Source organism: Variovorax sp. PAMC26660 (genome assembly GCF_014302995.1).
Lineage (GTDB): Bacteria > Pseudomonadota > Gammaproteobacteria > Burkholderiales > Burkholderiaceae_C > Variovorax.
The window spans coordinates 2,789,111-2,802,307 of sequence record NZ_CP060295.1 but is presented as its reverse complement, the minus strand read 5'-3'; the positions used below and the strand labels follow the sequence as shown (position 1 = coordinate 2,802,307).

The 13,197-nt window shown below is 67.7% G+C and carries 12 protein-coding genes; 6 read left to right on the top strand and 6 right to left on the bottom strand.

All coding sequences use genetic code 11. The features are described 5' to 3' along the window. Positions 1-97: 97 nt before the first annotated feature. Together H7F35_RS13525 and pyrE are read right to left on the bottom strand one after the other, a co-directional pair. Positions 98-793: a DUF4124 domain-containing protein gene (locus H7F35_RS13525; protein ID WP_187113351.1), complete on the bottom strand. Its 696-nt coding sequence runs from the start codon at positions 791-793 to the stop codon at positions 98-100. Positions 794-805: 12 nt separating this feature from the next. Then, positions 806-1,489, bottom strand: coding sequence for an orotate phosphoribosyltransferase (gene pyrE / locus H7F35_RS13520; RefSeq protein WP_007838033.1), 684 nt, complete (start codon positions 1,487-1,489; stop codon positions 806-808). Positions 1,490-1,502: 13 nt separating this feature from the next. On the opposite strand from pyrE, the gene H7F35_RS13515 reads away from it, so the two are divergent. Genes H7F35_RS13515 through H7F35_RS13500 form a run of 4 tightly spaced genes read left to right on the top strand, consistent with a single transcriptional unit; the run spans position 1,503 to position 6,469 of the window. Then, entirely contained in the window at positions 1,503-2,306 is an 804-nt protein-coding gene (locus H7F35_RS13515) for an exodeoxyribonuclease III (RefSeq protein ID WP_187113350.1), read from the top strand. Positions 2,307-2,320: 14 nt separating this feature from the next. Continuing rightward, entirely contained in the window at positions 2,321-3,652 is a 1,332-nt protein-coding gene (locus H7F35_RS13510; protein ID WP_187113349.1) for a PcfJ domain-containing protein, read from the top strand. After that, positions 3,619-4,455 carry a DUF1266 domain-containing protein gene (locus H7F35_RS13505; protein WP_261803618.1) on the top strand — a complete coding sequence of 279 codons (837 nt, stop codon included), beginning with the start codon at positions 3,619-3,621 and terminating at the stop codon, positions 4,453-4,455. The genes H7F35_RS13510 and H7F35_RS13505 overlap by 34 nt, the downstream gene beginning before the upstream one ends. A gap of 13 nt (positions 4,456-4,468) precedes the next feature. After that, positions 4,469-6,469, top strand: coding sequence for a DUF4034 domain-containing protein (locus H7F35_RS13500; RefSeq protein WP_187113348.1), 2,001 nt, complete (start codon positions 4,469-4,471; stop codon positions 6,467-6,469). 21 nt (positions 6,470-6,490) lie between these two features. Here the strand turns inward: H7F35_RS13500 and H7F35_RS13495 are convergent, their stop codons facing one another. Next, a complete protein-coding gene (locus H7F35_RS13495; RefSeq protein ID WP_187113347.1) occupies positions 6,491-7,399 on the bottom strand; it encodes a LysR family transcriptional regulator in 909 nt (302 codons plus the stop codon). Between the two features lie 98 nt (positions 7,400-7,497). Between H7F35_RS13495 and H7F35_RS13490 the strand changes: the two genes are divergently transcribed. Together H7F35_RS13490 and H7F35_RS13485 are read left to right on the top strand one after the other, a co-directional pair. Next, positions 7,498-8,733 (top strand): flavin-dependent oxidoreductase, encoded by a 1,236-nt coding sequence (locus H7F35_RS13490; RefSeq protein WP_187113346.1) that lies wholly within the window; start codon positions 7,498-7,500, stop codon positions 8,731-8,733. 46 nt (positions 8,734-8,779) lie between these two features. After that, the gene (locus H7F35_RS13485) at positions 8,780-9,742 is read left to right on the top strand and encodes a tripartite tricarboxylate transporter substrate binding protein (RefSeq protein ID WP_187113345.1); all 963 of its coding nucleotides are present in this window, start codon (positions 8,780-8,782) and stop codon (positions 9,740-9,742) included. Positions 9,743-9,880: 138 nt separating this feature from the next. On the opposite strand, the gene H7F35_RS13480 is transcribed toward H7F35_RS13485, so the two are convergent. From H7F35_RS13480 to H7F35_RS13470, 3 genes are all read right to left on the bottom strand, one after another. Next, entirely contained in the window at positions 9,881-10,666 is a 786-nt protein-coding gene (locus tag H7F35_RS13480) for a GntR family transcriptional regulator (RefSeq protein WP_222622023.1), read from the bottom strand. After that, positions 10,663-11,331, bottom strand: coding sequence for a cysteine hydrolase family protein (locus H7F35_RS13475; RefSeq protein WP_187113343.1), 669 nt, complete (start codon positions 11,329-11,331; stop codon positions 10,663-10,665). The genes H7F35_RS13480 and H7F35_RS13475 overlap by 4 nt, the downstream gene beginning before the upstream one ends. 256 nt (positions 11,332-11,587) lie before the next feature. Beyond that, on the bottom strand, positions 11,588-13,192 hold the full coding sequence (locus H7F35_RS13470) for an ABC transporter ATP-binding protein (RefSeq protein ID WP_187113342.1): 1,605 nt from the start codon (positions 13,190-13,192) through the stop codon (positions 11,588-11,590). Positions 13,193-13,197: the final 5 nt, after the last annotated feature.

Here is a 13,197-nt window from a genome sequence, read left to right as displayed (position 1 = left end):
GAACCACCGCGGAACCGGCTTTGCCGGGCCGCTGGTGGTGCCCCCGGCAGGGGGTTGGAGAAGCGACACGAAGTGCGCGAAGCCTGGGGGCGAGCCCTTATCGTGGTGTGCCGCCGTTCTGCGGCGACCAGAGCGCCTTCAAACGCCCGCGCTCTTCATCGAAGCGTGCATTCACGCGCTTCTTCTCTTCATCCTGCTCGGCAATGAAGCGGTTCTGCACCGCCACGCTCTGCGTGTTGTCCTCGAGCTTGCGGCGCACCGCACCGGGCGCCTTGCTCGTGTCCGCCTTGTAGAACTCCAGCTCCTCGTCGATCTTCTTGCGGTCTTCGCCCAGCTCGGCAATGCGCTTCTTCGCCGCCTGGATCACCGCATCGATCTGCACCAGCGCCTCGTTGCGCTCGCGGTCGTGCGTGGCGGCGTTCGGGTAGCGCACCAGCAATGCGCGCTCGCGGCGGCGCTCGTCGGTGATGCGCGCCGTCTGGATGGCGGCTTCGCGCGCACGGTCTTCACGCTCGGCCAATTCGCGCGCCGTGTAGGTGGGCTCGACCTTGCGGCGGATGGAGCCACTGGGGTTCAGCTCGCGCTGTTCGCGGTCGTTGCATTCGGCAATCGGCCGATCGGCTGTCAACGTGCGGCCGCGTGCGTCGGTGCAGGTGAAGATGCCTGCAGCGGGGCCGTCTGTCTTCTGCTGCGCATGCACCGTGCCGCAGAACGCGGCCAGCAGCAGCAGGGATGTTGTTGTCGATGCCACCGCCAGCAGGCGGGTCGGCTTGCCGTGATCGCGCGTGTGCATCGGCGTCGTGCCTCAGCTGGCGCCGTAGCGCGTGCGGTAAGCCAGCACGCGTTCGCGGTGCGCGCCAAGGTCGGCCGCCGCATTGCCCGAAAGGTAGCTCAGCAGGTCGTCCAGCGTGGCGATGGCAATCACCGACAGGCCGAGTTGGTTGCGCACGTACTGCACGGCGCTGTGGTCCACGTCGACGCCGTTCTCGGTGGCCTTCTCCTGCCGGTCGAGCGCGATGGCCACGGCATGCGGGGTGGCGCCGGCCGCCTGGATGGCGGCGATCGACTCGCGCACCGCGGTGCCGGCCGACATCACGTCGTCGACGATCAGCACGCGGCCCTTGAGCGGCGCGCCCACGAGGTTGCCGCCTTCGCCGTGCGCCTTGGCTTCCTTGCGGTTGTAGGCAAAGGGGTAGTTGCGGCCCCGGCGGGCCAGCTCGGCGGCCACAGTGGCGCCCAGCGGGATGCCCTTGTAGGCGGGGCCGAAGATCATGTCGAATTCAAGGCCGCTCTCGATCAGCCGGTCTGCATAGAATCCCGCGAGACGCGCGATCTTGCCGCCGTCGTCGAAGAGCCCCGAATTGAAGAAATAAGGACTCATCCGACCGGCTTTTGTCTTGAATTCGCCGAAGCGCAGTACGCCGGCATCCAACGCAAACTGGACGAAGTCCTGTGCGACCGCGCTGCTTTTCTCACCATCTACAGCCATCGGGAATTTCCTTGTGTTCAAACTGACCAGTCTCAATCTCAATGGCCTGCGTTCGGCCGCCAACAAAGGCGTGGCCGACTGGGTGGCCGAACTTGCGCCGGATTGTATTTGCATGCAGGAGATCCGGGTCCAGGCCAGCGACGTCGAGGGCCGCTTCGAGGAGTTGGCCGGCCTGAAGGGCCACTTTCATTTTGCTGAAAAGAAAGGCTACGCCGGCACCGCGGTCTACAGCAAGCACGCACCGAGCCAGGTCGTGGTCGGCTGGGGCGATGCCGAATTCGACGCCGAAGGCCGCTACCTCGAACTGCGTTTCGACACGCCCAAACGCAAGTTCTCGGTCATCAGCTGCTACTTCCCGAGTGGCAGCTCGGGCGAAGAGCGGCAGGCCGCCAAGTTCCGCTTTCTCAAGGGCTTCTTTCCGCACCTGCTGGCGCTCAAGAAAGAGCGCGAGTTCGTCCTGTGCGGCGACATCAACATCGCGCACCAGCAGATCGACCTGAAGAACTGGCGCGGCAACCAGAAGAACAGCGGCTTCCTGCCCGAAGAACGCGCCTGGATGACCAAGCTGCTGGACGCCGGCACCGACGGCGCGGGCCTGGTGGACGTGTACCGCAAGCTCAAGCCCGAGACCACCGACGAGGCCTACACCTGGTGGAGCAACCGCGGCCAGGCCTACGCCAACAACGTGGGATGGCGGCTGGACTACCACCTGGCCACGCCGGCGATGGGCGCGCTGGCACGCACCGAGGCCATCTACAAGACCATCAAGTTCAGCGACCACGCACCGATCACGGTGGAGTACGACTTCACCCTGTAAGTCGCCCGCCGCCGATGCCCATACCGACACCCGCGCCCGCCGCCTCGACGGCGGTGTACCTGCCGCGCGACGTGGTGAATGCGCCCGAAGTGAAGGCCGCGATCGCGCGCCGCAGCGCCGAGCGCGGTGACGACGCCGACATGACGGCCTGGCTGCTGAACCACTTCTTCCGCTGGGCCATCGGCAGCTTCGACAACGTGCTGACGGTGCAGTCGCCCGCCGACTACCTGGCCGCGGCCGGCCCCGACAAGCCGTTGCCGGAGTGGCTGGCCAAGCAGCTTGCACCACGCGCCCCCGCCGCCGTGAACGCAGCGGCGGCACTGGACAAAGACAAGTCCAAGGCCGGCGAGGCCGAATCGCCTGCGACCGAAGCCGCCCCGAAGACCTTCTACTACCTCGACCCCGAGCACCTGCTATTGGTCGACCGCGAACGCATGCTGGTCGAGTTCCTGCGCTCACGGCGCGGCACGCGGCTCGAACAGAAGCTGCAGCGCATCACCTGCTTCATGGCGATGGCCATGTGGGAGCAGGAACACCAGCGCATGCAGGCCAAGCGCAACAAGGGCTGGGTGCCCAGCAGCGGCCTGGCGCTGAAGGAACTGCTGCGCACGCCCAACGGCGTGATCTTCGAGTTCATCGGCAGCCACGCGGCACTGCGCGAGGAAATGGCCTACGAGTCCTTCCACATGCAGCATTGCCTGGGCCAGTTCGCCAACATCAAGAAGCTCAATGGCGGCTACGGCGAGCAGTACGCCAGCGCCGCGCAGAGCGGCCGGCTGCGCCTGTTCACGCTGCGCAGCGCGGGCAACCTGCCGCACGTGACCATCAGCCTCGAAGTGCATGCCGACGGGCTGCGGGTGGACCAGATCAAGGGCAAGCAGAACCGCCACCCGGTCCGCAAGTACGCCGACGATGTGCTGCAGTTCCTGCGCACGCTGCCGCCGCGCGGCGAGCGCCACAGCGACTGCGAGGGCATGGGCCTGGTGTTCGAGCCCGAGGCGTCGGGCGATGCCGCCCGGGGCCAGTGGAAGTTCGTCACCGACGTGCAGAGCCCCGACTTCCTGCTCAGCGTGATGAGCGGCAACTTCCACCTGATCGAGCACTTCGAGCAGCCGCCGCCGGCGCTGCAATGGCTGCTGCTGCGCATCGCGCCGCATGAGCTGGCGCGGCTGCGGCAGATGGACGTGGCCGTGGCGGCCGCCGCCCGCCTGATGCTGCCCGCGAACCGGCTGCCGCCGTCGCTGCAGGCGGCATCGCAGGACGCGCCTGCGTCGATGGTCGAGATCGAAGGCATCTCGCTGAGTGCCGCCGTGTGCGCGCCACCGGCCGCAGTTGCATTGCCATGATGCAGGCCGTCCTCGTGCTGATGCTGCTGGGCTTGCTGTACCTCGGCCTGCGCGTGGCCTGGTTCATCGTGCGCACGTCTTTCCGCATCGCCACGCGCGGCGCGGACAAGGCGATCAGCCACATGGAGAAGGCCAATGCCGACCTCTCGGCGCGCATGGCGCAGGCCAAGGCCCAGTCCGAGAAGGTCGCGCCCAACCGCCGCCGCTGGGCACTGGCGCTCGGCGACATCCTGCTGCAGCGCAACGGCCTGCGCTGCGACAGCGATGCGCTGGCGCTCGATCTGCCCGCCGAGCAGCGCCAGCGGCTGGCCAGACAGGTGCTGCGCGAAATGAACATGGCCGCCGACCTGCCCGAGCGCGACATTGCCACGCAGATGCAGGCCGCCCTGGTCGGCTGGGTCGGCGGGCTCGGCCGCACCCATGCCAATTTCTACGAGCAGCTCGCGGCCGAAGGCAAGGTGCGCGACGCGCTGGCCTTCGACTGCGCACGCACCGCCTTCCTGGTGCGCTGCATCGCGCTGCTGGGCTGGGTGCCCGAGTCGCAGGCCTGGCTGGTGCTGTTCCTCAATGCGCAGCGTGCGCAGGACAGCTTCGAGAGCTGGGAAGATTTCGGCCACGCCTACGCACGGGCGCGGCTGCACTGGCTGCGCATCAGCAGCCAGGACGGCCCCGCCTCTTCGCGCGCCACGCTGGAAGTGCAGGAGCATCTGCAGAACAGCAACGGCAACTGGCTCACGCTGCCGTGGAAGCGCTACCGCATCTTCGACCCCCAACCCACCCCCGCACCTGCCGCGTCGGCCTGACGCGCAACCGCCCATGACGACAAACACGCCCCCCGCCGCAGCGAACGTGATTCCCCCCGCGCCCGCGCGCTGGAAGCTCTGCGACATCGACGCCATGCTGCGCGCCGCCGACCACGCCGCGCTGGACCAGCGGCTCGACGATGCGCTCGCCGCCAGCTTTCACGACCGTGACGACGAAGAGCGCTACTACGGCGCATTGCCCGACGACCTGGCCGGCTGCACCGCGGCCGGCGCCGAAGGGCTGGCCCGGCTGACCGCCTGGCAAGCCGCCAATCCGCAATCGGCCCACGCCTGGCTCTGCGAGGCGCACTACTGGTATCACTGGGCCTACGAATACCGCGGCTCGGGCTGGGCCAGTTCGGTCACCGCATTGGGCTGGGAATGCGCCCATGCCTGCGCCACGCGCTGCGCGGTCGCGGCCTTGCGGGCATTGACCCTCGCACCCACGATGTGGACCACCTGTGCCCTGCTGCTGCAAAGCACCTCGGCCTTCAACGAACCCGACTGGCTGACGGAGCTGGTGCGCAGCGGCCGCTGGCCCGACAGCCCGCTGCAGCACGAGTTCTCGCTGGGCGACCCGGCCACCCGCGAAGAGCTGCTGGCCATGCTCGCGCGCTCCGGCCTGACGCACGACGAGCGCATCGCCTGCCCCGAGGAAACGCCTGTCGCGCTGCCCTCGCCCGTGCAGGGCAAGAAGATGATCAGCGGCACGTCTTACTGGATCCACGCCACGCTGCACGTGCACCCGCGGCTGTTCTTCTTCATGCGCCAGTGCGTCTGGTTCCAGCAGCCGCGCTGGGGCGGCAGCCACGAACGCGTGCGCGCCTTCATCGCCTCGCCCGCCTGCGCCCACCTGAACGAAGTCGAGAAAGACCGGCTGCGCCACGAGATCTGGCGCGACGTCCACCAGGGCAACGCGGTCGACAAGGACGACGACCCGGCCGAAGCCCAGCAGCGCATGGCCGCCACGCGCCAGCGCGCCAACGAGGCGCTCTACCCCTACCACCGCTGGGAAACCCTGCGCTGGCTGGCCGTGAGCCACTACATGCTCGACCAGCATCCGGAAGCGCTGGCCTGCCTGCGCGAAGCCGAGAGCCACCACCCCATCGACGACGAGTACGCGATGAACATGGCGGTGCACCTGGCACTGGAGCAGGAGCCCGAGGGCCACTGGCTGGGCCAGGCCATCTGCAACAGCGCCAACGCCTACGAATGCAACACCGCGCTGATCCTGCACGGCTACTGCAGCCTGAAGGGCGCCTTCGGCTTCGTGCCCAACGAAGCGGCCGGCAACGCATGGCTGGCCGCAGCACGCGAGCGTGCCGCAGGCACCGAGCACTGGGACGACCTGGCGCGCGCGCTGTGGCGCGTGCCGCGCAACAAGGAGGCCTTCGAGATGCTGGAACTCGGGCTGGCGGCGGGCGACACCTCGTGCCTGCTCACGCTCGGCATCTTCCATGCCGGCGGCCTGCATGGCCCACAAGACCGGCAGCAAGCCATTCGCTGCTACGACCAGTCCATGAATGCCGGCAACGGCCTCGCGGCGTACAAGCTCGGCTACCTCTGCCACGACATGGCCTGGGAAGGCGCCACGCCCGTGGCGCAGCGCCCGGCGCTGCAGGTGCAGGCGGTCGAAGCGATGTTGAAGGCGCACGAACTGGGCCGCGAGGACGGCACCGAAGGCGCGCTGATGTTCATCAGCGACCTGACAGACATCCCCGCGCGGCACCGGTATCTGGACTTCGTGCGCGAGCATGCGACGAACGGCGACGCCGCCGCCATGGCCACGCTGTCGGTGCTGCTGGCCGACAGCAACGACAAGGTGCTCTACAACTACCGCGAGAGCGTGCGCTGGATCATGGGCGCCCAGGCCGTCTCACCCGAAGACGAATTCGTGGTGAACGCGACGAAGAACACCCACCAGAGCGGCTTTGTGGCCTCCACGCTCTACAAGCTCACGCGCCGGCAGATCAAGGCGCACGAGATTCCGGGCGGCGACAACGCGATGGTGTGAGCGCCAGCGGGCCGAAGCCCGTTACCGCGACAGCGCGGGCAGCGCCTTCACCAGCGTGGCAACGAAGGCCTGCATGGCCTCGGTCTCATGCGCGCCCCGCTTGGTGATGCGGTAGAAATCGAGTCCGGCCTTCGGCTTGGTCAGCACGTCGGTGCGCACGCGATGGCGGCGACAGGCGGCCAGCGCAAAGGTCGGCATCACAGCGGTGCCGAAGCCGGCCTCCACCATCGAGATCAGCGTGCCGAAGAAGTTGAACGCGGGCCGCTGCGCATCGGCCAGGCCGATGGCGGCCAGGTGCTGGTCGATCACCTTCTGGATCGGGTTGCCCGGCGGCAGGCCGATGAGCCCGATGCCGCGCAGCGCCGACCAGGGCGCGGTGCCGATGGCGGGTGGCTCGTCGGCGTCGTCCGCCAGGGGCGCCACGCGCATCAGGTGGAAGCGCCCGACCGGCGTGCGGTCCAGCCCCGCCGCGGCCTTGAAGAAGAAGCCCAGGCCCATGTCGGCATCGCCGGCCGTCACCATGGCTTCGACGTCGCGCAGGTCGGCATCGAACAGGCGCAGGCTCACCTGCGGATGGGCCTGCCGGAAGGTGTTGAACACCTGCGGCAACAAGTGCGACGACACCAGCGGCGTGGCCGCGATGCGCAGGGTCTGGCGCGCCTCGTCGCCTTCGGCGCCGAGCTGCGCGGCCACATCGTCCAGGTCGGTGATGAGCCGCTCCACCACCGGCAGCAAGCGCCGCCCGGCCGGCGTGAGGCTCACCACGCGCGTGGTGCGGTCGAACAGCCGGCAGCCGAGCTGCTTTTCCATTTCGCGGATCAGGATACTCAGCCCCGCCTGCGTGATGTGCGCCTGCTCGGCCGCCCGCGTGAAGTTGCCGATGCGCGCCACGTGCAGGAAGGCGCGCATCTGACGGGTCGAGAGGTTCATAAGGATTCATGATAAATCCATATCACATCTAAATTTCCCAAATGGTTTATGTGCGTTCCTAATGCGGCCCGGGACACAACGCAACACCACGAACGACCATGAACGAAGTCATCATCCTGGGCGCCGGCATCGGCGGCCTGACCCTGGCACTGAGCCTGCACCAGGCCGGCATTCCCTGCCGCGTGTACGAGGCCGTGCCCGAACTCAAGCCATTGGGCGTGGGCGTGAACCTGCTGCCGCACGCGGTGCGCGAGCTGACCGAGCTGGGCCTGCTGCCGCAACTCGACGCGGTGGGCGTTCGCACCAAAGAGTCGATCTTCTTCACCGAACATGGCCAACTGATCTTTCGCGAAGCGGCGGGCGAGCATGCGGGCTACGACTGGCCCCAGTTCTCGATCCATCGCGGCGACCTGCAAACCGTGCTGCATGAAGAAACGCTCAAGCGCCTCGGCCCCGACAGCGTGGTCTGCAACAGCCGCTGCACGGGCGTGACGCAGGACGTCGAGGGCGTGACCGTGCATTTTGCGAACGCGCCCTCGGTGCGCGGCGCCATCGCGGTCGGCTGCGACGGCATCCACTCGGCACTGCGCAAACAGCTCTATCCGAACGAAGGCGCCCCGCGCTATTCGGGTGTGAACATGTGGCGCGGCACTGCGCGCTGGAAGCCTTTCCTGTCGGGCGCGAGCATGGTGCGCGCGGGCTGGCTGTCGGTCGGCAAGATGGTGATCTACCCGATCCGCAACGACATCGATGTCGAAGGCCATCAGCTCGTGAACTGGGTGGCCGAGATCCATGCGCCGCAGCCCGCGATGCGCGACTGGAGCCGCACCGGCCGCGTCGAAGACTTTTTGCCCGCGTTCGCCGACTGGCATTTCGACTGGCTCGACGTGCCGGCGCTGATCCTGGCCTCCGACACCATCCTCGAGTACCCGATGGTCGACCAGGACCCGCTGCCGCGCTGGACGCACGGGCGCCTCACGCTGTTGGGCGATGCCGCGCATCCGATGGTGCCTCGCGGCTCCAACGGCGCGGGCCAGGCGATCATCGACGCGCGCTTTCTCGCAGGAGCACTCAAGGACCTGGGCGTCGGCAACGCCGCGCTGGAAGACTACGACCGCGTGCGCGTGAAGGCCACCACCAACGTGGTGCTGACCAACCGCAGCAACCCGCCCGACGCGATCCTGCGCGAAGTGTTCGAGCGCTCGGGCGGCCAGCGCTTCGAGCAGATCGAAGACATCGTGACCACGGCCGAGCTGCAGGCCATCTCGGACAACTACAAGCGCGTGGCCGGCTACGACCCGGTCGCGCTGAAGGCACGCGCTTCGTACCTCTGAGCGCCGACACACACCCATCCACAAAAAGAAAACGGAGACCCCCACCATGCGACTGCTCACCCAGACCCTCGCCGCCCTGCTCGTTTCAGCCACCGCCGTGGCCGCCCATGCGTGGCCCGACCAGCCGATCACACTGGTGGTGCCCTACACGCCCGGCACCGGCATCGACCTCGTGGCGCGCCAGCTCTCGGGCCGCCTGCCTGCCCTGCTGGGTCAGCCGGTGATCGTGGACAACGTGGCCGGTGCCAGCGGCAACATCGGCAGCGAGAAGGTGGCGCGCGCCAAGCCCGACGGCTACACGCTGATGGTGCAGGTCAACACGCTGGTGATGAATCGCAGCCTCTACAAGTCGCTGAGCTACGACCCGGTGGCCGACTTCACGCCCGTCTCGCTCACCTCCTGGGGCACGCTGCTGCTGGTGACCAACCCGAACGTGCAGAAGGCCGGCACGGTGGCGCAGATGGTGAGCGCGGCCAAGACCAACCCCGGCAAGCTGACCTACGCCACGCCGGGCGTCGGCACGCCGCACCACCTGTCGATGGCGCTCTTCATGCAGGGCACCGGCACCGAGATGCTGCACGTGCCGTACAAGGGCACCGCCGGCGCGGTGACCGACCTGCTGGGCGGGCGCATCGACTACATGTTCCTGCCGGTGCACGTGGCGCTGCAGCACATCCAGGTCGGCAAGCTCAAGGCCATTGCCACCGGCAGCAGCAAGCGCCTGCCGCAACTGCCCGATGTGCCCACGCTGGCCGAGGCCGGCGTGACCGCCGACAACGTGGACATGTGGTACGGCGTGCTCGCGCCCAAGGGCACGCCGCCCGAAGTGGTGGCGCGGCTCAACAAGGAGATCGCGGCGGTGCTGAAGCAGCCCGAGGTGGCGAAGTCCTTCGAGTCGCAAGGCATGGTGCCGGCGAGTTCGACGCCGGCCGAGTTCGGCGCGCTCATCAAGAAGGATGCGGACCGCTGGGCTGGGGTCGTGAAGCGCGGCAGCATCACCGCCGACTGAGTTCCTGCCTTTCTCCCTCCCCTTCCGGGGGAGGGTCGGGGTGGGGGCATGCGGCCTTCGCGAAGGCTGCGCTGTGGCAAAGGCCGAGAGCCCCCATCCCAGCCTTCCCCCAGAGGGGGAAGGAGCAACCCCTGCAACTCAGCGCGGGCCCAACGCCTTCCCCGCATGCCGCGCAAGATGCACCTGGTGCAGCGTGATCTTGCGCACTTCGGCCTGGCTGGTCTCGATGTGCGCGCGCAGCAGCATCGCGGCCTGGTCGCCCCGGTTCGCGCGGACGGCCTTGAGGATCTTGCCGTGCTCTTCGTAGGTGGCATCGATGCGCGGCTGCTTGGTGAAGTCGAGCCGGCGAATGATGCGGATGCGGTCGGTCACGTCGCCATGCACGCGCGCCATCTCGGCGTTGCCGGCGGCGGCCACCAGCGCGCAATGAAAGGCCTCGTCCCAGTGGGCGACCTGGGCGGTGTCGGCGCTGCGCTGGGCCACCGGCACAAGCCAGATGTCGGCCAGCGCCTCGATCAGGCCGCGGTCGATGTGGCGGTCGGTTTCGCACAGGCGGTGCACGGCGGTGGTTTCGAGCACCATGCGCAGGTCGTAGAACTGCTCGAACTGGTCGAAGTCGAAGGGCAGCACCCGCCAGCCGCTGCGAAACAGCACTTCGACAAAGCCTTCCTGCTGCAGCCGGAACAGCGCCTGCCGAACGGGCGTGCGCGACACGCCGAGCCGGTCGCTGATCTCGCTCTCGGTGAAGCGATCGCCGGGCACGAGGATGAAGTCGGCCACGTCGCGCTTGAGCTGCGCGTAGACCTCGTCGGCCCGCGTGCGGAAAACGGCCGCGTCGGCGGTTGCGGCGGCGGGGGCAGGTGAAGCGGGGCGGGGACGGACGGTAGACACGTGGGGAATGGTAGTCGCTGGCGCCTGCGTCATGCGGCGTTGTTCAGCGCCAAGAGCAGCGCGGTGCTGGGCGCGGTCCAGCCGACGATGGCGCCCTGGGCGCGGACCATGTCGAGCGTTGCCGCCTTGAAGGCAGGAAAGTAGCTCTCGGTACAGTCTTCGAGCAGCAGGCTGTCGTAGCCCCGGTCGTTGGCTTCGCGCATGGAGGTCTGTACGCAGACCTCGGTGGTGACGCCGCCGAACAGCAGATGGGTGATGCCGCGTTGCTGCAGCAGCGCGTGCAGGCCAGTGGCGTAGAAGGCGCCCTTGCCAGGCTTGTCGATGACGATCTCCCCATCGATGGGTGCGAGCGCGTCGATGATCTGGTTGCCGGGCTCTCCGGCCACGAGGATGCGGCCCATCGGGCCTTCGTCGCCGATGCGCAGGGCGGGGTTGCCACGGTTGCGTTTGGCGGTTGGGCAGTCGGACAGGTCGGCGGTGTGCGACTCCCTCGTGTGGACCACGAGACCGCTTGCATTTCTCCATGCCTGCAGAACCCTTTTTGCGGCTGGCACGATGGCCTGGAGCAACGAGACGTCGTTGCCCAGTGTTTCGCCAAACCCACCGGGCTCCATGAAGTCCCGCTGCATGTCGATGAGGACCAAGGCTGTGCTCTTCAGCTCGAAATCGTAGGCAAAGGGGGCGGCTTCTATGCGCATGGCTGTTCTCGCTTGCTTTCAGGGCAGGGGTACACACGCCACCCCGGAGCCCGGTATGCGGTGCGGGGCGGGCGCCCCCTCTGCGCCGCCGAGGAGCGCAGCGTTTCGCGGACAAGGGCTCGCAGCTGTTTGAGCGAAGCGAGTTCTGCGAGACCCCGCGAAATGCGAGCACCGCAGGGCAGCCGCGAAGCGGCCGGCGCAGCGGGGGCGACCGCACCGTGCCGCATACCGGGCGCCCCCAAAATCGCCAGAGCACTCATGCAGCAGCCTCCAGCGAAGGCTCGGAATGTCCACCCCCCATGTGCGCCCCGATCACATGCCGCTCGGCCCCTGCAGCAGAAGTCTCGAACACCACGCGCCCTTCGCTCATCACGACAATGCGATCCGCCAGCTCCAGAAGCTCATCGAGGTCTTCGCTGATCAGCAGCACCGCCCCGCCCTTCTCGCGCACCTGCACGATGCGCGAATGAATCTCCGCGACCGCCGCGAAGTCGAGACCGAACACCGGGTTCGCCGCGATCAGCACGTTGATGTCACCCGCCAGTTCGCGCGCCAATACCGCGCGCTGCACATTGCCACCCGACAGGCTGCGAATCGGCGCCCCTTCACCTTGCGTCTTGACGCCGTACTCGGCAATCCACTCGCGCGCCCGGCTGCGCCAGAACGGAAAGTTGAGCACCCCGCCCCGCGACAAGGGCGGCCTGTCGAAATCCCGCAGCGCCATGTTCTCCGACACGCTGAGATCGCCCACGCATGCGTTGCGCAAAGGCTCTTCAGGCAGGCTGCGGACCTTGAGGCTGCGGTTCTCCGCACGCCGTGCGTTGTAGGGCTGCCCCATCACCGTCACGCGGCCCGCGAGTCGCGGTCGCTGCCCGACCAATGCCTCGACCAGCTCGCGCTGGCCGTTGCCTGAAACACCAGCCACGCCAAGGATCTCGCCTGCGCGCACCGACAGGCTCAGGTCGTGCAACGCCAGCGTGCCGCGATCGCCCTGGGCCTTGAGACCTTCCACCTTCAGTGCGACAGGCGCGCTTTCACTCACCGGCTTTCTGGCAACGGGCGAAGACACTGGCGCCGCAACCATAGCCCCCTCTTCACCCATCATGGCCTGCGCAAGCTGCGACGGGCTCGTGCCCACCACGCGGCAGTGATGCACGGCCTTGCCGCGCCGCAACACCGTCACGCTGTCGGCATACGCCATCACTTCGCGAAACTTGTGCGTGATGATGAGCACGGTGCACAGGCCGCTGCGCGCGAACTCACGCACATGGCCCAGCACCTCGTCGGCCTCCTGCGGCGTGAGCACCGAGGTCGGCTCGTCGAGGATCAGCAAACGCGGCTTCAGGTAAAGCTGCTTCAGCAGTTCGAGTTTCTGTTTTTCGCCCGCGGCCAGCTCCGAAGGCCGCACATCGAGATCGAGGCTGAATGGCGTGGTCGCGAGAAATTCTTCCAGCTCGGCGCGCTTTTTCTTCCAGTCGATCAACGCGGGCGTCTTGCCACCGGCCAGCAGCAGGTTCTCGGCCACCGTCATGCCGGGTGCGAGCGTGAAGTGCTGATACACCATGCCGATGCCCAACGCGCGCGCCACGATCGGGTTGGCAATGTCCTGCTCGCGGCCGTCGATCAGGATGCTGCCCTCTTCCGCGCGCTGGAAGCCGGCCACGCACTTCACCAGCGTGCTCTTGCCCGCGCCGTTCTCGCCGAGCAACGCGTGCACCGAGCCGGGTTCGACGCGCATCGTCACGCGGTCCATCGCGGTGAAGCTGCCGAAGCGCTTGGTCAGCTCGTAGGTGTCGAGCGCGAGCGCGCCGGTGCCAGCCGGAAGGCCGCCGATGGGTTGGGCAGAAAGAGTCGCGGCCATGTTGC